The organism is Enterobacter sp. WPR_3_1 (genome assembly GCF_003635055.1).
In the GTDB taxonomy this organism is placed as follows: domain Bacteria; phylum Pseudomonadota; class Gammaproteobacteria; order Enterobacterales; family Enterobacteriaceae; genus Enterobacter; species Enterobacter ludwigii.
Genome location: NZ_RBXU01000014.1, coordinates 57,130 through 76,970 on the forward strand (window position 1 = coordinate 57,130; position 19,841 = coordinate 76,970).

At 55.8% G+C, this 19,841-nt stretch carries 16 protein-coding genes; 9 read left to right on the forward strand and 7 right to left on the reverse strand.

Translation table 11 applies throughout. The features are described from left to right. Window positions 1-1,956 carry a glycoside hydrolase family 127 protein gene (locus BJ887_RS19900; RefSeq protein ID WP_121340325.1) on the forward strand — a complete coding sequence of 652 codons (1,956 nt, stop codon included), beginning with the start codon at window positions 1-3 and terminating at the stop codon, window positions 1,954-1,956. A gap of 94 nt (window positions 1,957-2,050) precedes the next feature. Here the strand turns inward: BJ887_RS19900 and BJ887_RS19905 are convergent, their stop codons facing one another. Continuing rightward, window positions 2,051-2,791: a MipA/OmpV family protein gene (locus BJ887_RS19905; RefSeq protein ID WP_121340326.1), complete on the reverse strand. Its 741-nt coding sequence runs from the start codon at window positions 2,789-2,791 to the stop codon at window positions 2,051-2,053. A 117-nt stretch (window positions 2,792-2,908) separates the two neighbouring features. On the opposite strand from BJ887_RS19905, the gene BJ887_RS19910 reads away from it, so the two are divergent. After that, window positions 2,909-3,874: a LysR family transcriptional regulator gene (locus BJ887_RS19910; RefSeq protein ID WP_059305611.1), complete on the forward strand. Its 966-nt coding sequence runs from the start codon at window positions 2,909-2,911 to the stop codon at window positions 3,872-3,874. On the opposite strand, the gene BJ887_RS19915 is transcribed toward BJ887_RS19910, so the two are convergent. The 6 genes from BJ887_RS19915 to BJ887_RS19940 all read right to left on the reverse strand — a co-directional run bounded on the left by BJ887_RS19915 (window position 3,871) and on the right by BJ887_RS19940 (window position 11,022). Continuing rightward, window positions 3,871-5,409 carry an aldehyde dehydrogenase family protein gene (locus BJ887_RS19915; protein WP_059305610.1) on the reverse strand — a complete coding sequence of 513 codons (1,539 nt, stop codon included), beginning with the start codon at window positions 5,407-5,409 and terminating at the stop codon, window positions 3,871-3,873. The genes BJ887_RS19910 and BJ887_RS19915 overlap by 4 nt on opposite strands. 86 nt (window positions 5,410-5,495) lie before the next feature. Next, window positions 5,496-7,343 (reverse strand): selenocysteine-specific translation elongation factor, encoded by a 1,848-nt coding sequence (selB, locus tag BJ887_RS19920; RefSeq protein ID WP_121340327.1) that lies wholly within the window; start codon window positions 7,341-7,343, stop codon window positions 5,496-5,498. Further along, window positions 7,340-8,725: an L-seryl-tRNA(Sec) selenium transferase gene (selA, locus tag BJ887_RS19925; RefSeq protein ID WP_121340328.1), complete on the reverse strand. Its 1,386-nt coding sequence runs from the start codon at window positions 8,723-8,725 to the stop codon at window positions 7,340-7,342. The genes selB and selA overlap by 4 nt, the downstream gene beginning before the upstream one ends. 103 nt (window positions 8,726-8,828) lie before the next feature. Next, window positions 8,829-9,437, reverse strand: coding sequence for a glutathione S-transferase (locus BJ887_RS19930; RefSeq protein WP_050737633.1), 609 nt, complete (start codon window positions 9,435-9,437; stop codon window positions 8,829-8,831). An 89-nt stretch (window positions 9,438-9,526) separates the two neighbouring features. Further along, on the reverse strand, window positions 9,527-10,663 hold the full coding sequence (locus BJ887_RS19935) for an HlyD family secretion protein (protein ID WP_014168091.1): 1,137 nt from the start codon (window positions 10,661-10,663) through the stop codon (window positions 9,527-9,529). 2 nt (window positions 10,664-10,665) lie between these two features. Next, window positions 10,666-11,022, reverse strand: a complete 357-nt coding sequence (locus BJ887_RS19940) for a DUF3302 domain-containing protein (protein ID WP_014168090.1) — start codon at window positions 11,020-11,022, stop codon at window positions 10,666-10,668. A 655-nt stretch (window positions 11,023-11,677) separates the two neighbouring features. Between BJ887_RS19940 and BJ887_RS19945 the strand changes: the two genes are divergently transcribed. The 7 genes from BJ887_RS19945 to lldD all read left to right on the forward strand — a co-directional run bounded on the left by BJ887_RS19945 (window position 11,678) and on the right by lldD (window position 19,736). Continuing rightward, complete coding sequence (locus BJ887_RS19945) at window positions 11,678-13,585, forward strand: PTS mannitol transporter subunit IICBA (RefSeq protein ID WP_121340329.1); 1,908 nt, start codon at window positions 11,678-11,680, stop codon at window positions 13,583-13,585. Window positions 13,586-13,684: 99 nt separating this feature from the next. Further along, on the forward strand, window positions 13,685-14,833 hold the full coding sequence (gene mtlD, locus BJ887_RS19950) for a mannitol-1-phosphate 5-dehydrogenase (protein ID WP_020882667.1): 1,149 nt from the start codon (window positions 13,685-13,687) through the stop codon (window positions 14,831-14,833). Then, entirely contained in the window at window positions 14,833-15,420 is a 588-nt protein-coding gene (gene mtlR, locus BJ887_RS19955; protein ID WP_025206446.1) for a mannitol operon repressor MtlR, read from the forward strand. The genes mtlD and mtlR overlap by 1 nt, the downstream gene beginning before the upstream one ends. 58 nt (window positions 15,421-15,478) lie before the next feature. Continuing rightward, window positions 15,479-15,841, forward strand: a complete 363-nt coding sequence (locus BJ887_RS19960) for a YibL family ribosome-associated protein (RefSeq protein ID WP_014168086.1) — start codon at window positions 15,479-15,481, stop codon at window positions 15,839-15,841. A gap of 285 nt (window positions 15,842-16,126) precedes the next feature. Further along, a complete protein-coding gene (lldP, locus tag BJ887_RS19965; RefSeq protein ID WP_121340330.1) occupies window positions 16,127-17,782 on the forward strand; it encodes an L-lactate permease in 1,656 nt (551 codons plus the stop codon). After that, entirely contained in the window at window positions 17,779-18,552 is a 774-nt protein-coding gene (gene lldR, locus BJ887_RS19970) for a transcriptional regulator LldR (RefSeq protein WP_014168084.1), read from the forward strand. The genes lldP and lldR overlap by 4 nt, the downstream gene beginning before the upstream one ends. Further along, a complete protein-coding gene (gene lldD, locus BJ887_RS19975) occupies window positions 18,549-19,736 on the forward strand; it encodes an FMN-dependent L-lactate dehydrogenase LldD (RefSeq protein ID WP_121340331.1) in 1,188 nt (395 codons plus the stop codon). Before lldR ends, lldD begins: the two co-directional genes overlap by 4 nt. Window positions 19,737-19,841: the final 105 nt, after the last annotated feature.

Genomic DNA, 19,841 nt, shown 5'->3' on the forward strand with positions numbered 1-19,841 from the left:
ATGTCCATAATGGAAGCCGACCTGCACACACTGAACATCAACGACCCGTTTCTCGGTCAGTATCAGCGGCTGGTGCGTGATGTGGTGATCCCCTACCAGTGGGATGCGCTAAACGATCGCGTTACCGAAGCCGAACCGAGTCACGCCATCACCAACTTCCGCATTGCGGCTGGGCTGGAAAAAGGGGAGTTCTATGGGATGGTGTTTCAGGACAGCGACGTGGCGAAATGGCTGGAAGCCGTCGCGTGGTCGTTGTGCCAGAAGCCCGACCCGGAACGTGAAAAAACCGCCGATGAGGTGATTGAGCTGATTGCGGCGGCGCAGTGCGACGATGGCTATCTCAACACCTACTTCACGGTGAAAGCACCCGGTGAGCGCTGGACGAATCTCGCCGAATGCCACGAACTGTACTGCGCCGGACATATGATTGAAGCTGGCGTGGCCTATTTTCAGGGAACCGGAAAACGCCGTCTGCTGGAGGTGGTATGCAAACTGGCGGACCATATCGATCGGGTCTTTGGCCCCGGCGAGGAGCAGCTTCACGGTTATCCGGGCCATCCGGAAATTGAGCTGGCGCTGATGCGGCTTTACGACGTCACTCAGGAACCGCGTTACCTGGCCCTTGTGAAATATTTTATCGACACGCGCGGCACACAGCCCCATTTCTACGATATCGAATATGAGAAACGGGGCCGGACATCGTACTGGAACACGTACGGCCCGGCGTGGATGGTCAAGGACAAAGCCTATAGCCAGGCGCATCAACCGCTTGCCGAACAACACACCGCCATCGGCCACGCGGTTCGATTTGTCTATCTGATGGCGGGCATGGCGCATCTTGCTCGCCTGAGTCATGACGAGGGTAAACGCCAGGACTGCCTGCGGCTGTGGAATAACATGGCCCAGCGACAGCTCTATATTACCGGCGGGATCGGCTCGCAAAGCAGTGGCGAAGCCTTCAGCAGCGATTACGATTTGCCTAACGATACGGTATATGCCGAAAGCTGCGCCTCCATTGGCCTGATGATGTTTGCCCGCCGGATGCTGGAGATGGAAGCGGACAGCCAGTACGCCGACGTGATGGAGCGTGCCTTATACAACACGGTACTGGGCGGCATGGCGCTGGACGGTAAACATTTCTTCTATGTGAACCCGCTGGAGGTACACCCTAAAACGCTGGCATTTAATCATGTCTACGACCACGTTAAGCCGGTTCGCCAGCGCTGGTTCGGCTGCGCCTGTTGCCCGCCCAATATTGCCCGCGTGCTCACTTCGCTGGGCCACTATCTCTATACCGTTCGTCAGGACGCGCTCTTTATCAACCTCTATGTGGGGAACGACGTCGCCATACCGGTAGATGAGGGCACCTTACAGCTACGGATTAGCGGTAATTATCCATGGCAGGAAGAGGTCAACATCGAGATCACCTCACCTGTCTCGGTGACCCACACGCTGGCACTACGTTTACCGGACTGGTGCACAAGCCCGGCCGTGTCACTGAACGGCGAAAGGGTCACGGGTGATGTCTCCCGGGGGTATCTGTACCTCACCCGCCGCTGGCAGGAGGGAGATACCCTTACGCTGACCTTACCCATGCCGGTCCGGCGCGTGTACGGTAACCCGCTGGTACGCCAGCAGGCCGGCAAAGTCGCGCTGCAGCGTGGCCCGCTGGTCTACTGCCTGGAAGAGGCCGACAATGGCGCGAACCTGCATAACCTCTCCCTGCCTGAGCAGAGCGAATTTCGGGTCTTTGAAGGAAAAGGGATCTTTGCGCACAAGATACTGATTCAGGCGGAGGGCATCGCGCGTCACGCTGATGAGGAAGGCACGCAGGCACTGTGGCAGTACGATCGCGCCCCGGTGAAGCGCCAGCCCCGGACGTTGACCTTTATTCCGTGGTTCAGCTGGGCAAACCGGGGAGAAGGCGAAATGCGGATTTGGGTGGATGAGGCCTGAAGGCATCTGTCCTGTCAGCCTCACCCCAACCCTCTCCCACAGGCGCGGGAGATAAAAACCGAGGCCGGGTAGGCAATCGCCACCCGGCTTTAGATCAGAAACGCCAGGACATGCCGGTCATCAGCGCGAAACTGTCTTCGCGGTCGATCATCGGACTGTTCTTCACGTCGTCAGGTAACACGGTATAGACCGCGCTGGCGTTGATAAACAGATTCTGGGTTAACTGATATTTAGCCGCAAGACCCACATACGGCGTCCAGCTATCACCTGCGGTGTATTCATTGAGGCCTGAGCGGCGAGACTCATTGCCGGATACACCGTAGTAGTAATCGATATAGCTTTCGTCGCTGTAGAAAATACCTACCGATGGCGTCAGCGTCAGACGTTCCATCCGAACCGGACGGAAGTATGAGATTTCACCGATCACGCCGCCGCTCTCATCCATCGCATCACCCGAGACCGCCACTTTCAGCGAGCCCCAGTGTTCATGGCGGTAGTACGCCCCGCCGAGAAACACTGATGCTTTACGCTCATCGAGGTGTTTCATCTGAGCGTCGTCGTTATCTTCAGGATCAAATCGCAGTGGCATCCACGATGCGGTCATACTGAATTCATTTTTTTCGTCTTTCCACAGGATCCATCCGCCGGTGGTCTGGCGAATATAAAACCGGTCGCCTTCATAGCTAATTAACGGTACCGCCGTGGTATTTTCGTTATAACCTTTATAAGGCGACTCATTAAATACAGCCCCCGCCCCAAGTGAAAAGTCACCAGCCATTGCAGATGATGTTGCAAATAACGTGGCTGCGATGAGTAAATTGTATTTAATAGTCATTACATGTAATCCATTTAGACGCCAAACAAGCGAGGCGAATAATAATGGTTACAAATTTGCCAATGCAACGCTGCAGTTTATATAATATTATATATAAAAACATATAGATGGGTGCGCATGATGAATAAGTTCCAGCTAAAACCACGCGAGTTAAAAATTATTTCCGTCATCGCAGCCACCCACAGTATTGGCGATGCCGCAGCCCTGCTGGGCATGGCACAGGCTAACGTCAGTAAATACCTTTCTGATTTTGAAACGCGTGTCGGTCTTAAGGTATTTGAGCGCACGACCCGTCAACTGGCGCTAACCCAGTTTGGCGAAGCGTTACTCCCCTACATTGACGCCACGCTGGATAAAAATAGCCAGCTCATTAATTTCATTGCTGATTATAAGCATGAGAAGCGCGGAAAAGTGACCATTTACGCCCCAACGGGTATCGTGATGTATCTGGCGCGACACGTGATCCATCAGATTGAGGACATCGGTGATATCCGTATCTCGTTAAAAACGTACAACCTGGATCGTAATGAATATTCCGAAGGGGTCTCGTTCCCCGATGATTGCGATATTCTCATTACCTATGCTCAGCCGAAAGATGAAAGTCTGGTCGCCAGTGTATTAACGAAATATTCCGTCACGGCATTTGCCACTGAAGAATATTTGAAAAACCACCCCTTAACTGGACCTGAAGATTTAATGAATCACTCCTGTATTTTAATAGACTCGATGCTGGTGGATGAGGCGAACATCTGGCGTTTTCGCGTCCACGGCAGTGAGACCGTATATGATTACAGAGTGACCGGAAATTATATTTGCGACAATACGCAGACGGCGCTGGAACTGGCCCGAAATAATCTCGGTATTGTTTTTGCGCCGAAAGAAAGCCTGAAAAAAGAACTTAAGAGTGGTTCTCTGGTTCCCTGCTTCCCGCATCAGGAAGAGTGGTGGCTCGACCTGACGGCAATATTCCGCAAACGTGAATACCAGCCCTGGCGCGTGCAGTACATTCTGGACGGCGTACTGAACTGCCTGCGTCAGCAAATTGCTCAGGCTGCCCAGGGGCAACCTGAGCTGGAGGGTTAGAACAGCCCCAGTGGTTTATCGGAATAACTCACCAGCAGGCATTTCGTCTGCTGATAATGCTCCAGCATCATCTTGTGGGTTTCACGCCCGATGCCCGACTGCTTATAGCCCCCAAAGGCCGCGTGCGCCGGGTAAGCATGGTAGCAGTTGGTCCACACGCGCCCGGCCTGAATGCCCCGCCCCATTTTATAAGCCAGATTACCGTTGCGGCTCCAGACGCCAGCCCCGAGGCCATACGGCGTATCGTTAGCAATCTCCAGCGCCTCCTCCATCGTTTTGAAGGTGGTGACGGCCAGCACCGGTCCGAAAATTTCCTCCTGGAAGACGCGCATGTTGTTTTTGCCGAACAGGATCGTCGGCTCCAGGTAATATCCGTCCTGCAGATCGCCGCCCAGCATTTTACGCCGACCGCCGGTCAGGACATCCGCCCCTTCTTTCTTGCCGATATCAATGTAGTTGAGGATAGTGTCCATCTGCCCGTGCGAGACCTGCGCGCCCATCTGGGTCACGTTATCAAGCGGGTTACCGCTGCGGATAGACTCGACGCGGCGAATGGCTCGCTCCATAAAGCGCTCATAGATAGACTCCTGCACCAGCGCGCGGCTTGGGCAGGTACAGACTTCACCCTGGTTAAAAGCAAACAGCGCAAAGCCTTCCAGGGCTTTATCGAAGAAGGCATCCTCTTCCTCCATGACGTCGGCGAAGAAAATGTTCGGCGATTTACCGCCCAGCTCCAGGGTCACTGGAATGATGTTCTGGGTCGCGTACTGCATGATCTGCTGACCCACTTCCGTCGACCCGGTAAACGCGACTTTGGCGATCCGCTTTGAGGTCGCCAGATATTCCCCTATCTCACCCCCCGCCCCGTTCACCACGTTAATCACGCCTGGCGGGAGAAGGTCGCCAATGACTTCCATCAGCAGCAGGACTGACAGCGGGGTCAGGCGGGCCGGTTTGAGCACAATGCAGTTACCCGCCGCCAGGGCGGGCGCCATTTTCCAGCTCGCCATCAGCAACGGGAAGTTCCACGGAATGATCTGCCCCACCACGCCCAGCGGTTCGTGGAAGTGGTACGCCACGGTGTCGCTGTCTACCTCGCTAATTCCGCCCTCCTGAGCGCGAATACAGGAGGCAAAATAGCGGAAGTGGTCAATGGCCAGCGGCACGTCTGCCGCCATCGTTTCACGGATTGGCTTACCGTTATCCCAGGTTTCCGCCGTTGCCAGCAGCTCCAGGTTCTGTTCCATCCGGTCAGCGATTTTGAACAATATCGCCGCTCTGTCCTGAACAGAGGTATGCCCCCATTTGTCTTTGGCTTTGTGCGCGGCGTCCAGTGCCAGGTCGATATCCCCCTTGCCGGAGCTGGCTATCTCACACAGCGGCTGGCCGGTAACAGGCGTCAGATTGGAATAGTATTCGCCGTCGACGGGTGCAACCCAGTCGCCGCCGATAAAATTTTCATAACGGGGCTTCAGCTTGAGGGGAAAACCATACTCGCCAGGCTGGATACGCGATGAGGGAGGATTGTTTGTCATGACCGTCTCCTTGCTGTTGGTGTACAACAAGGGTAGTTCCGGCTGGCGATTTTCTCGCCAGCCGGTAACGGTGTTTACGACGGGGGTCACGGAGTTTCAGGAAATAATAACGAATCCCGCAATAAATGATCGTTGCCACGACGACGGGTAAAGCCGATGCGGTTGAAATATTCCAGGATCTGAATCGCCAGCTTGCGCCCGACGTTCAGCCGATCGCGGAAATCTGCTGCGCAGGTCGTGCCTCGCGCCTGATCCAGCTCGCGGATCAGGTTAGCAAACGCCACAATGCGATCGTTACGGTAATAACGATCTTTCACGATCGCGACGATTAATCCCTGCTGCGCCGCATGGCGCAACACCTGGCGCATCACCTGTTCGTCGGTATTCGTTTCACGTGCGAGATCGCGAACCCACCACGGCTCGTCGCCAAACAGCGGAGCCACTTTCTGCCATATCGCCTCTTGCCCGGCGTTGAACCCGGCTTTGTGATCCGGCAGATGCAGCCAGCCGTGGTGGCTTTTTATCAGCCCACTTTCGCGCATGTTTTCAATCAGCAGCAGCACCAGCGCATCGTTTTCCATCGGCAACGCCATGCGTCGCAGGCGTTCACGTCCCGGGCCGGGTTCATCCTGATGCTGTTCATGGTAAGTGGCGAGCGTGGTCAGTACCTTGCGCTGCCAGCATGCTGCGACCGGGGCATTCAGTAAATTGTTACCCGCCTGAATAAAGCCGGGCTCCTGGGTCAGCAGGCGTAATCCTTCCGCGCTGAGCTGACGAGCCCATGCGAAATCGTTCAGATTGACGGCACCGCGCTCAAGATGAACAAGCAACGCGGCTTTATCATCCGCGGCCTGCGCCAGCGCTCCCAGCCATTGCAGATACTCCGGCTTGCGCTTGCCGCGACGCGGCGGGTTGAGCGTGACCACCCGCGCCCCGGCCAGCGTCTCCCGGGCCGAAATGTCACGCAGTACCAGACGGTCATTATCCGCGAGCCACAGTGGCGAATCGAAAACCAGTTCGGCAAGGTCGTTTTCCAGCAGTGACACGCGCCCGGTGATATGGCTGGCCGCGTGGTGGATATGCAGCGGCTGCCATTGGGTCAGCGGCACATGCGTCTGCAGGGCGACGATCGCCCGCTCAGAAGGCTCTGGCGGTGCACCGGCCAGCAGCCAGTCGCCACGGTTAAGCTTCTCTTTTTCCGCATCGCCCGCAATATTGAGCGCGATCCGCTGCCCGGCATGGGCATGCTCTACGGGCTGGTTCTGCGCATGCAAACCGCGCACACGCATCGGGGCGTTGGCACCCGTGAGCCATAAGGTATCGCCCACGTTCACTTCACCGCTCAGCGCGGTACCGGTGACCACCAGCCCCGCGCCTTTAACGGTAAAGGCCCGGTCGATCGCCAGACGGAAACGATGATGGCTGGCATGCTCGCGTGAGGGAAGCTGCTGCAAATGGTGGCGAAGTTCGTCAATACCGCGCCCTTCTGTCGCCACGGTGACGAACAATGGCGCATCGGCAAATCCATACTCCCGCAAGGTCGCCTGTACGGTTTCGCGCACCGCGTTGAGTCGCGCCTCATCGACGCGGTCAGCTTTGGTCAGCGCAACGGTCAGCTGCGGGTTGCCCGTCAGCTGTAAAATTGCCAGATGTTCACGCGTTTGCGCCATCACGCCGTCATCACAGGCCACTACCAGCAGAGCATGATCGATGCCACCGACGCCCGCCAGCATGTTAGAAAGAAACTTCTCGTGTCCCGGTACATCAATAAAACCCAGCACCCGGCCATCAGGCTGAGGCCAGTAGGCATAGCCCAGATCGATGGTCATGCCGCGTTTTTTCTCTTCCGGCAGACGATCGGCATTCACCCCGGTCAGGGCCTGTAATAAGGTGGTTTTTCCGTGGTCGACGTGACCGGCGGTGGCAATAATCATTTCAACAGCATCTCCAGAAATCGCGCTTCATCTTCAAGACAGCGTAGATCCAGCCACATTCGGCCATCGTAAATGCGCCCGATAACCGGTGCTGGCAAGGCACGCCAGAGCGCCGACAAAGCGTCAAGCTGGCTGCCGCGCCCGTCACGGGGTGTAAACGTGAGCGCCGCGCTGGGCAGCCTGTCCACCGGCAGTGAACCGCTGCCGATCTGCGACTGACAAGCTTCAAGGCGCACGTCAAAATCGGGGTAGTGCGGCGCAATGTGTGGCAAGAGAAGCTCACCCTGGGCGCGAATTGAGGCGGCATCACGGGCCAGCAGGCGCAGCGTGGGCAGCCGTTCAGCCAGTTTTTCCGGGTAGAGATAAAGGCGCAGCGTCGCTTCCAGCGCAGCAAGCGTCATTTTATCGGCTCGCAGTGCACGCTTGAGCGGGTGCTGCTGCAGCTTCGCAATAAGCGCACGTTTACCCACGATAATCCCCGCCTGCGGGCCGCCGAGCAGTTTGTCGCCGGAGAAACTCACGAGACTGACGCCCGCCGCAATCATCTCCTGCGGCATGGGCTCTTTTGGCAGACCGTACTGGCTCAGATCGACCAGCGAACCGCTACCGAGGTCGGCCACCACCGGCACACCCAGCTCACGGCCCAGCTCCGCCAGCTCCGCCTCTTCAACGGTTTTTGTGAATCCGGCTATCTGGTAATTACTGGTGTGGACCTTCATCAGCAGCCCGGTATTTTCATTCACTGCCGCGCGATAATCTTTTGCATGCGTGCGGTTGGTGGTGCCCACTTCATGCAGGGTACAGCCCGCCTGGCGCATAACATCCGGAATGCGAAACGCACCGCCAATCTCGACCAGCTCGCCACGGGAAACCACCACCTCTTTACCGCTGGCGGTCGCTGCCAGCATTAACAGTACCGCCGCCGCGTTGTTATTCACGATGCAGGCATCTTCCGCGCCGGTCAGCTCGCAGAGCAGGTCTGCCAGCGCCCGATCGCGATGTCCGCGCCCTGCGCCGTCCAGATCGTACTCAAGCGTCACGGGGGAACGCATGGCCTGCACGACCGCAGCGACGGCCTCTTCTGCCTGTTGAGCGCGACCAAGGTTGGTGTGCAGCACGGTTCCCGTCAGGTTGATGACCGGGCGTAACGCGCTTTGTGCTTTCTCCTCGAGCCTCAGCTCCACTTCCTGCCCCCACGCCGCACACCAGTCCGGCAATGCATTTTCTGTCTGAATATGGCTGCGGGCTTCGTCCTGAAGCAGACGTAATATTTCAACCGTCGCGGTATGGCCGAACCGCGCAACGGCAGCATGCACGCGCGGCTCGCGAAGAAGACGGTCGGTTGCAGGGATCTGGCTGTACAGGGAGTGATGAGTTGTCATGAAAGCGCCTGGCGAGTAAATATCATCCCCCCTCCCGACGGGAGAGGGAGTCAACATAAGAAGGGATTGTACCGCCTCCTGCTGCGAAGTGTTATAACCCGCATCAAGCCTTTGGCGGTTCGGTACGGGCAAAGCTCTCGCGCTGAAAGAGTGTTTCTGCAAGCTTCACCAGCAATGGACGGTCGACGCACCAGCCGGGGGAAACGCGGCGGAAATTGAGATAACCGATGGCGCAGGCAATGGCTATCGTTGCCAGGTTCAGGCTATCGGGTTGAATTTTTCCCTCCCGGATAAGCTGTTCGCACCAGTCCAGGCTGCGGCTGATTTTTTCACGCTGGCGTAACAGTTCCGTTTCAGACTGCTGGGCGGCGGGTCTTGCCTGCTCGCGTACGGACGTTAACGCCGCATCCATAATACCGTCGGCCAGCGCTTCAATTTGCTTCATTGCCAGCGCCGCGTTTGGATCGGCCGGTAACATCGCCGGGGCCACGCCGAGCAGCTCGATGTACTCCGCAATAATGGGGGAATCAAACCAGTACTGGCCTTCGTCTGTTACCAGCGTCGGCACTTTTCCCAGCGGGTTGTACTGCGCCACACCGTTTTCAGCGTGATAAGGCTGTTCATTGACGAACTCGAATTCAATCCCTTTCTCCAGCAGGAGAATCGAGATTTTTCGCACGAAGGGACTGGTGTAGCTGCCGATAAGTTTCATTGCCTGATCCTTGATGCCGAAAAAAGTCAGTATGGATCAAGCGATGAAAAAAGGGCAGGTATGCGTGTCGCATTCCTGCCCTGAAGGGGTTAGTGATCGAGATAGAGGTAGTGCATCCAGCTGGTCATACGCAGCAGCACCTTACGCATTACCGAGACGTGAGCAAAGTGATCCGAATAGACCGCCACCTGAGCATAAATGCCGTCGGGCAGCGCATCGACATCAGCATTCGGCTCCAGCTCGATAGTGCCTAATACGCCATCGGTACCAGGGATCACGGTCAGCGACTGCAACGCACCCTGCGCCTGGTATGACCCCCCCGGCACCACCGGCAGAATACTGGTGAGCTTGCCGGAGAAGACCTGGCCCGGCAGCGCGTTGAAGACCACTTCCGCTTCGTCGCCCGGCTTCAGACGCAGCAGCGAGTTCTGACGGAACTGGGCCACAATCTGGCGTTTCTGTTCAGGAATAAAGACCATGACCGGGCGCAGCGGCAGCGCGGCAGCATAGGTCCCCGGACGAATCAGCACCTGCGTGATATAGCCATTGCTCGGCGCACGCACCACGGTCTGATCCAGGTTGTATTTCGCTTCAGCAAGCTGAGCGCGCAGGGAAGCAACCTGGGATTGCTCACCGTTGACCATACTGTCTAACTGACTTTGTATTTGCGTCTGTTCAGCCACCGAGCCTTTTACCAGCGCATCCTGCGCCAGATAGTTTTGCCGTGCGTTGTCGATATCGCTTTCAGAGAACGGGTTAACCTTTGCGCGGCTGCCTTTCAGGTAGCGCTGGTAATCTTTATACAGGCGGTCACGTTCAGCGGACACGCGCGTGGTATTGGCGACCGCTTCCGCAAGCTGCGCTTTGAGATTGTCGATATTGTGCGTGGCGGTGACCAGGTCGGCCTGCAGTCTGTCAACGCGCGCCTGATAGCGGCCCGGATCAAGTTTAAATAACACTTCGCCTTTTTTAATTAGCTGGTTATTTTTATCGGTAACTTCACTCACTACCCCAGTAACCTGCGGCGTAATCGGAATGGAAATAACCGCTTTTTGCGCCGTAAAGGTATAGGGATGGTTATAGTTCATCAACAGGATAAGCCCGGCGACAATAAACACCCCACCTAATGTTGCGGTCGCGAGGGTCCACTGGTTTACCGGAATACGGAATATTTTAAAAATGGCCCAGGCAAAGGCTACATAGGTCAAAATAATCAGCAGATCCATGATTAGTGCTCCAGCGTATTCTTGTCAGCCGTGGGAGGTACCGCTGCCAGTTTTTGTTCTAATTCGGCCACACGTTTAGTCAGAGCATCCATACCCGGGACCTCATCAGGTTTTGAGATGTGGTTCTGCATCCCCCAGCCGCGATCTTCGCGGTACAACGTGGCCCAAATCCACAGGAACGGCCAAATCGCATGGAGCGTAAACAGGCTAATCCATCCCGCCGTATGAATGGCATCCGCATGGGGATGATTCCGTTTTTTGGCCATATTATAAGGAATATCATGGATGGCGATGATTCCGTAAAAAAGAACCAGAAATACAAAAATCAATACGCCCAGCGCAAAATAGTTGAGAAACATATTCTCCTCACTTAAACAACGTCAACTCATTAAATTAATAAAACGGAACGCAACCTAATTAATTTTTTATAAATACGAGGTGTACTTATATTTCAGAGCCGGGGAGTATCGTTTTTTATAATATCTCCATGCAAGTTTATAAGCGTGTCAAAATATATCCTGAATAATAATAGACTTAACCTTACAATATGAGCGTAACGTACCTTATTGCTTTTCGCCATACCACACATGAAAAGTCATTTTTTAGCTTTATGTGTGACTTCATGACATCCTGGCGTTGAATCGCCAGGCAGAATTTGTCGCCGATCACATCCGGAGAATTCTGCATAAAAATTTTTTGTGAAATTAGTCACAATCCAGAAACAAACTCACGACAACCAAATGTGATTTACATCACAGAAGTGGGTGGCTTTTGCTTTATTTATCGCCATCGTATTTTTTTTATCCACCATTTTTGTGACGAAGATCACTTCATTCATGTCTGCACCCCCTACATTTACGTGATTCATATCACACAAATTTCCGTCGTCTGGACAGTTGAACGATTCAGTGCCAGATTTCACAGCATCAGAACAGGGCCCGGCTACCTCTGCCGCCTCATTAACAATAAACCTCGGGCCGCAAGCCTAAGCGTAAACAGAAGAAGGGGTGTTTTATGTCATCCGATTTCAAGATCAAAGTTCAAAGCTTTGGTCGTTTCCTCAGCAATATGGTGATGCCAAATATCGGCGCGTTTATCGCGTGGGGTATCATCACTGCGTTGTTCATTCCGACAGGGTGGTTGCCTAACGAAACGCTGGCGAAACTTGTTGGCCCAATGATTACCTACCTGCTGCCGCTGCTTATCGGGTTTACCGGGGGTCGTCTGGTGGGTGGAGACCGTGGTGGCGTTGTGGGTGCCATCACGACGATGGGGGTTATCGTCGGTGCGGATATGCCGATGTTCCTCGGTGCAATGATTGCGGGCCCTCTGGGCGGCTGGGCAATTAAGAAATTCGACGTCTGGGTTGATGGCAAGATCAAATCCGGCTTCGAAATGCTGGTGAACAACTTCTCTGCGGGCATCATCGGTATGATCCTCGCGATTCTGGCGTTCCTCGGCATTGGCCCTGCGGTTGAAGTGCTGTCCAAAGTTCTGGCGGCAGGCGTTAACTTCATGGTTGCGCACGACATGCTGCCGCTGGCGTCTATCTTTGTTGAACCGGCGAAAATCCTGTTCCTCAACAACGCCATTAACCACGGTATCTTCTCACCGCTGGGCATTCAGCAGTCTCATGACCTCGGCAAGTCCATCTTCTTCCTGATTGAAGCCAACCCGGGCCCGGGCATGGGTGTTCTGCTGGCGTACATGTTCTTTGGTCGCGGCAGTGCGAAACAGTCTGCGGGCGGTGCGGCTATCATCCACTTCCTGGGCGGTATCCACGAAATTTACTTCCCTTACGTGCTGATGAACCCACGTCTGATCCTGGCCGTTATCCTCGGCGGTATGACGGGCGTGTTCACCCTGAGCGTGCTGGGCGGTGGTCTGGTTTCTCCGGCCTCTCCAGGCTCCATCCTGGCGGTTCTGGCGATGACCCCGAAAGGTGCCTATTTCGCTAACATCGCAGCCATCTGTGCGGCAATGGCCGTCTCCTTCGTGGTCTCTTCTATCCTGCTGAAAACCAGCAAAGTGAAAGAAGATGACGATATCGAAGCGGCAACCCGTCGTATGCATGACATGAAAGCCGAATCAAAAGGCGCAACGCCGCTGGCGGCGGGCGATGTCTCTAACGACCTGAGCCACGTACGTAAAATCATCGTGGCCTGTGACGCGGGTATGGGTTCCAGCGCCATGGGTGCCGGCGTACTGCGTAAGAAAGTGCAGGATGCGGGTCTGACCAACATCTCCGTCACCAACAGCGCCATCAACAGCCTGCCTGCAGATGTTGACCTGGTGATTACGCACCGCGATCTGACCGAACGTGCGATGCGTCAGGTTCCTCAGGCACAGCACATTTCGCTGACCAACTTCCTGGACAGCGGCCTGTACACCGACCTGACCGAACGTCTGGTGGCCGCGCAGCGTCATGAAGATAATGAAGTCAAAGTCCGCGACAGCCTGAAAGACAGCTTTGACGCGAACGACAGCCACCTGTTCCGCCTGGGCGCAGAAAACATCTTCCTGGGCCGCACGGCGTCCCACAAGGAAGAGGCGATTCGCTTTGCCGGTGAACAGCTGGTGAAAGGCGGCTACGTGCAGCCTGAATACGTTGACGCGATGCTGGAGCGTGAAAAACTGACCCCAACCTATCTGGGTGAATCCATTGCGGTTCCACACGGTACGGTTGAAGCGAAAGACCGCGTACTGAAAACCGGCGTGGTGTTCTGCCAGTATCCGGATGGTGTACGCTTCGGTGAAGAAGAAGACGACATCGCCCGCCTGGTGATTGGTATCGCCGCTCGCAACAACGAGCACATCCAGGTGATTACCAGCCTGACCAACGCGCTGGATGACGACTCTGTCATTGAACGTCTGGCCAACACCACCAGCGTGGAAGAAGTGCTGGCGCTGTTGAACAAGTAACGGAACCTCTTCCCTCTCCCCCTGTGGGGAGAGGGTTAGGGTGAGGGCAAAGCCTCACCCCAGCCCTCTCGGGTAAAAACATTGATTAAGGTTAATACTATGAAAGCATTACATTTTGGCGCAGGTAATATCGGTCGTGGCTTTATCGGTAAACTGCTGGCAGACGCAGGCATTACGCTGACATTCGCCGATGTGAATCAGGTAGTCCTGGATGCCCTGAATGCCCGTCATAGCTATCAGGTACACGTGGTAGGCGAAAACGAGCAGGTTGAGACGGTGTCTGGCGTTAATGCGGTAAGCAGCATTGGCGAAGACGTTATCGACCTCATCGCCAGTGTCGATCTGGTGACCACGGCCGTTGGCCCGGTGGTGCTTGAGCGCATTGCCCCTGCGGTGGCGAAAGGCCTGGCAAAACGTAAAGCGCAGGGCATCGACACACCGCTGAACATCATCGCCTGTGAAAACATGGTGCGCGGCACCACGCAGCTGAAAGGCCATGTGCTCGCCGCCGTCGCGGACGAAGATAAAGCCTGGGTGGAAGCGCACGTCGGCTTTGTGGATTCCGCCGTTGACCGTATCGTTCCGCCATCAGAATCCGCCACCCACGATCCGCTGGAAGTGACCGTGGAAACCTTCAGCGAGTGGATCGTCGATAAAACCCAGTTTAAAGGCGCGCTGCCAACCATTCCGGGGATGGAATTAACCGATAACCTGATGGCCTTTGTCGAACGTAAACTCTTCACGCTGAACACCGGGCATGCTATAACCGCGTACCTCGGAAAATTGGCCGGTCATCAGACCATTCGTGACGCGATCCTCGATGAGAGCATCCGTGCAGTGGTTAAAGGGGCAATGGAAGAGAGCGGCGCGGTGCTGATCAAACGCTACGGTTTTGATGCTGAGAAACATGCAGCATACATCCAGAAAATCCTCGGTCGTTTTGAAAACCCGTATCTGAAAGATGACGTTGAGCGCGTAGGCCGTCAGCCACTGCGTAAACTGAGCGCGGGCGATCGCCTGATTAAACCGCTGCTGGGCACGCTGGAGTATGGTCTTGCGCACGCCAACCTGGTGAAAGGGATTGCCGCCGCGATGCATTACCGCAGCGAACAGGATCCACAGGCGCAGGAGCTGGCTCAGCTGATTAACGATAAAGGCCCGCAGGGTGCGCTGGCGCAGATCTCGGGTCTGGATGCCAACAGCGACGTGGTTGTGGAGGCGGTGAACGCTTACAACGCAATCAAATGATGCAGAGTGCGGCGCAGGATAGCCTGCGCCCAAATAACAGATTGTCAGATATGCAGGCAATAATGGAACAAACCCAGGCCTTTGAAAATCGTGTGCTTGAGCGTCTGAATGCTGGCAAAACCGTACGAAGTTTCCTGATTGCCGCCGTCGAGTTGCTAACCGAGGCGGTGAATATTCTGGTACTTCAGGTGTTTCGCAAAGACGACTACGCGGTAAAATATGCTGTAGAACCGTTACTGGACGGAGACGGACCGCTGGGCGATTTATCGGTACGTCTGAAGCTGATTTATGGTCTTGGCGTGTTGAACCGACAAGAGTATGAAGATGCCGAGCTGCTGATGGCGCTGCGTGAAGAGTTAAATCATGACGGTAATGAGTACACCTTTACCGATGATGAGATCCTTGGCCCCTTCGGCGAGCTACACTGCGTCACCGCGCTTCCCCCTGCTCCCCATTTTGATAACAGTGACCCTGAGCTATACGCGATGCAAAAGCTGCGTTATCAACAGGTTGTCCGTTCCACGATGGTCCTTTCCCTGACTGAGCTGATTTCCCGAATCAGCTTAAAAAAAGCGTTTCAGAAGTAAGCCTGCTCACATTGGTGTATCCTTCCCTGTAAATTCCCCGTTTTCAGAGTTATTTGTCATGAAAGAAGTCGAAAAGAACGAAATTAAACGCCTGAGCGACCGTCTGGATCTGATCCGCCACCAGATGGCTGGTCTCTCGCTGGTTGAATCCGCCGAGAAGTATGCCGAGCTGGAGAAAGAGAGTGAGAAGCTTGAAGCGGAAATCGAGCGTCTGCGCGAAGTCAAAGGCCAGAAGCTGAGCAACGAAGCCCAAAAGCTGTTGAGCATGCCGCACCGCCGTGCCATCACTAAAAAAGAGCAGGCCGACATGGGCAAGCTGAAGAAAAGCGTCCGTGGCCTGGTGGTGGTTCATCCCATGACCGAGCTTGGTCGCGAAATGGGTCTGAAAGAGATGACGGGTTTTTGTAAGACCGCGTTTTGATCGTCCCCCGCCCTCTCTCCCAGGCGAGAGGGCGAAAACCACACCGCGTCGCCCCCCTCACCGCTTAAAATTGGCCCAACCAATCTCCCGATAATCACTTTCCTGGTTCACAATTCCACTAATTCCCCTCACAAAATCATTGCCGACTCATAACAACTGGTTAACCATTTATTGTCATTCACCCTACAACACAATATTGGCAGGACCACTTTTACACAGTTTGTGACGCAGAGATGAGCGGAGACTCACCCGCTACGCAGACTGTCTGGTCCTCAGGAGACCTGCATGAGCCTCTGGCAACAAAACTACGATCCGGCTGGCAATATCTGGCTGTCGAGCCTGATCGCATCGCTTCCGATCCTGTTCTTCTTCTTTGCGCTGATTAAGCTCAAGCTGAAGGGATACCTGGCCGCGACGTACACCGTTGCCATTGCGCTGATGGTGGCACTGTTCTTCTATAAAATGCCGGTCGATCGCGCGCTGGCCTCCGTCGTCTATGGTTTCTTCTACGGCCTGTGGCCGATTGCGTGGATTATCATCGCGGCGGTCTTTGTCTACAAAATCTCGGTGAAAACCGGGCAGTTCGACATTATCCGCTCATCGATACTTTCCATTACCCCGGACCAGCGTCTGCAGATGCTGATTGTCGGTTTCTCCTTCGGGGCCTTTCTGGAAGGGGCGGCCGGGTTTGGCGCACCGGTTGCCATCACCGCGGCGCTGTTAGTCGGGCTGGGGTTCAACCCGCTTTACGCCGCAGGTCTTTGTCTGATCGTTAACACCGCGCCGGTGGCGTTTGGTGCGATGGGGATCCCGATTCTGGTCGCCGGGCAGGTCACCGGTCTGGACAGCTTTGAAATTGGCCAGATGGTTGGCCGTCAGCTGCCGTTCCTGACCATCATCGTGCTGTTCTGGATCATGGCGATTATGGATGGCTGGCGCGGCGTTAAAGAGACATGGCCTGCGGTGGTCGTCGCTGGCGGCTCGTTTGCCATTGCCCAGTTTCTCAGCTCGAATTTCCTCGGCCCCGAATTGCCGGACATTATCTCTTCACTGGTGTCGCTGGTCTGCCTGACGCTGTTCCTGAAACGCTGGCAGCCAGTACGCATCTTCCGTTTCGCCGATATGGGTGCTTCACACGTCGATCAAACTCTGGCACGTACCGGTTATACCGCGGGACAAATCATTCGCGCATGGTCTCCGTTCCTGTTCCTGACCGCCACGGTTACGCTCTGGAGTATTCCACCGTTTAAGGCCCTGTTCGCACCGGGTGGCGCACTGTATGAGATGGTCATTAACATCTCCGTGCCGTTCCTCGACAAAATGGTCGCCCGTATGCCGCCCGTGGTGCACGCCGCCACGCCGTATGCCGCGGTGTATAAATTTGACTGGTTCTCGGCAACCGGCACCGCAATCCTGTTTGCCGCTATCCTGTCTGTGGTGTGGTTACGCATGAAGCCAGCGGCTGCAGTTCAGACTTTTGCGGCTACCATTAAGGAGCTGATGCTGCCGATCTACTCCATCGGCATGGTGCTGGCGTTCGCGTTTATCTCGAACTATTCCGGCCTGTCATCGACACTGGCGCTTGCGCTGGCGCATACCGGCCACGCCTTCACGTTCTTCTCGCCGTTCCTCGGCTGGCTGGGGGTGTTCCTGACCGGTTCAGATACCTCATCTAACGCCCTGTTTGCGGCCCTGCAGGCGACGGCAGCCCAGCAGATTGGCGTGTCGGACATCCTTCTGGTGGCCGCCAATACTACTGGCGGCGTGACCGGCAAGATGATCTCACCGCAATCCATCGCCATTGCCTGTGCGGCGGTGGGACTGGTCGGTAAAGAGTCGGACCTGTTCCGCTTTACCGTGAAACACAGCCTGATATTCACCTGTATGGTCGGGGTGATCACGACCCTGCAGGCCTATGTCTTAACCTGGATGATCCCATGATAGTCATGCCCAGACGCCTGTCCGACGAGATTGCCTCTCGCGTACGGGCGCTGATTGAAGAACAACAGCTGGAAGCGGGCATGAAATTGCCCGCCGAGCGCCAGCTCGCCGCCCAACTGGGTGTATCTCGTAACTCACTGCGTGAGGCGCTGGCGACGCTGGTCAGCGAAGGGGTACTGGTAAGCCGTCGGGGCGGCGGCACCTTTGTCCGCTGGCAGCACGATGACTGGTCCGAGCAAAACATCGTGCAGCCGCTTAAAACGTTGATGGAAAACGACCCGGACTACAGCTTCGACATCATTGAAGCGCGGCACGCCATCGAAACCAGTACCGCCTGGCATGCGGCCATGCGGGCCACTGAAGCCGACAAAGAGAAGCTCAAAGCCTGCTTTGACGCCACCCAAAGCAGCGACCCGGACATCGCCTCGCAGGCGGACGTGCGGTTTCATCTGGCGATTGCCGAAGCATCGCACAACGTCGTTCTGCTCCAGACCATGCGCGGTTTCTTCGACCTGCTGCAATCCTCCGTGAAGCAGAGCCGCCAGCGTATGTATCTGGTCCCGCCGGTATTTGCCCAACTGACCGAACAGCACGAGGCGGTACTCAACGCCATTCTGGCCGGGGATGCAGAGGCCGCGCGCAAAGCGATGATGGCGCATCTGGGGTTCGTGCACACCACCATTAAACGATTCGATGAAGATCAGGCCCGACAGGCGCGTATTACCCGTCTGCCTGGCGACAGTGATATTTCCAGGGAGAACAAAGCATGATTATTTCAGCAGCCAGTGACTATCGCGCCGCGGCGCAGCGCATTTTGCCGCCATTCCTGTTCCACTATATCGACGGCGGGGCATATGCCGAATACACCCTGCGCCGCAACGTGGAAGATCTGTCGGAAGTGGCGCTGCGCCAGCGCGTGCTGAAAGATATGTCTGAGCTGAGCCTTGAGACAACGCTGTTTAACGAAACGCTTTCCATGCCGGTGGCCCTTGCACCAGTCGGTTTGTGCGGCATGTACGCCCGCCGGGGTGAAGTCCAGGCGGCAGCGGCGGCGGATGCCAAAGGTATTCCGTTTACCCTATCCACCGTCTCCGTCTGCCCGATTGAAGAAGTGGCCCCGACCCTCCAGCGTCCGATGTGGTTCCAGCTGTACGTCCTGCGCGATCGCGGCTTTATGCGCAATGCGCTGGAGCGTGCCAAAGCCGCGGGCTGTTCAACGCTGGTCTTTACCGTTGATATGCCGACGCCTGGCGCCCGTTACCGTGATGCCCACTCCGGGATGAGCGGCCCAAATGCTGCCCTGCGTCGCTACTGGCAGGCGGTAACGCACCCGCAATGGGCCTGGGATGTCGGTGTGAATGGTCGCCCGCACGATCTGGGGAATATCTCGGCCTATCTCGGTAAACCCACCGGGCTGGAAGATTACATCGGCTGGCTGGCGAATAATTTCGATCCGTCCATCTCGTGGAAAGACCTGGAGTGGATCCGCGAATTCTGGGACGGCCCGATGGTGATCAAAGGGATCCTCGACCCGGAAGATGCCCGCGATGCCGTGCGCTTTGGCGCTGACGGTATTGTGGTCTCTAACCACGGCGGACGTCAGCTTGACGGGGTACTCTCTTCCGCACGCGCACTGCCGGCGATTGCCGATGCGGTGAAAGGTGATATCGCTATCCTCGCCGACAGCGGTATCCGCAACGGGCTTGACGTGGTGCGTATGATTGCCCTTGGCGCAGACAGCGTATTGCTCGGACGCGCATATCTTTATGCACTGGCTACGGCTGGTCAGGCAGGGGTGGCGAATCTGCTCAATCTGATCGAAAAAGAGATGAAAGTGGCGATGACGTTGACCGGCGCAAAAACGATTCGCGAAATCAGCAAGGACTCCCTGGTGCAGGAGTTGGGTAAATTACCCACCGCACTGGCACCGCTTGCCCAGGGTGACGCAGCCTGACGCCCGTCTGATTCCCCTTCCCCTCTCCTCGCGTCCGAACTCCCCTCGGGCGCTTTTTTTTGTCAAAAATAACATCCAGGTAACATATTGGATAAGAAAATTTGA

Coding starts and splice junctions, on each gene's coding strand:
- BJ887_RS19900 (WP_121340325.1), top strand. CDS start 1: ATGTCCATAATGGAAGCCGACCTGCACACACTGAACATCAACGACCCG.
- BJ887_RS19905 (WP_121340326.1), bottom strand. CDS start 2,791: ATGACTATTAAATACAATTTACTCATCGCAGCCACGTTATTTGCAACA.
- BJ887_RS19910 (WP_059305611.1), top strand. CDS start 2,909: ATGATGAATAAGTTCCAGCTAAAACCACGCGAGTTAAAAATTATTTCC.
- BJ887_RS19915 (WP_059305610.1), bottom strand. CDS start 5,409: ATGACAAACAATCCTCCCTCATCGCGTATCCAGCCTGGCGAGTATGGT.
- selB (WP_121340327.1), bottom strand. CDS start 7,343: ATGATTATTGCCACCGCCGGTCACGTCGACCACGGAAAAACCACCTTA.
- selA (WP_121340328.1), bottom strand. CDS start 8,725: ATGACAACTCATCACTCCCTGTACAGCCAGATCCCTGCAACCGACCGT.
- BJ887_RS19930 (WP_050737633.1), bottom strand. CDS start 9,437: ATGAAACTTATCGGCAGCTACACCAGTCCCTTCGTGCGAAAAATCTCG.
- BJ887_RS19935 (WP_014168091.1), bottom strand. CDS start 10,663: ATGGATCTGCTGATTATTTTGACCTATGTAGCCTTTGCCTGGGCCATT.
- BJ887_RS19940 (WP_014168090.1), bottom strand. CDS start 11,022: ATGTTTCTCAACTATTTTGCGCTGGGCGTATTGATTTTTGTATTTCTG.
- BJ887_RS19945 (WP_121340329.1), top strand. CDS start 11,678: ATGTCATCCGATTTCAAGATCAAAGTTCAAAGCTTTGGTCGTTTCCTC.
- mtlD (WP_020882667.1), top strand. CDS start 13,685: ATGAAAGCATTACATTTTGGCGCAGGTAATATCGGTCGTGGCTTTATC.
- mtlR (WP_025206446.1), top strand. CDS start 14,833: ATGCAGAGTGCGGCGCAGGATAGCCTGCGCCCAAATAACAGATTGTCA.
- BJ887_RS19960 (WP_014168086.1), top strand. CDS start 15,479: ATGAAAGAAGTCGAAAAGAACGAAATTAAACGCCTGAGCGACCGTCTG.
- lldP (WP_121340330.1), top strand. CDS start 16,127: ATGAGCCTCTGGCAACAAAACTACGATCCGGCTGGCAATATCTGGCTG.
- lldR (WP_014168084.1), top strand. CDS start 17,779: ATGATAGTCATGCCCAGACGCCTGTCCGACGAGATTGCCTCTCGCGTA.
- lldD (WP_121340331.1), top strand. CDS start 18,549: ATGATTATTTCAGCAGCCAGTGACTATCGCGCCGCGGCGCAGCGCATT.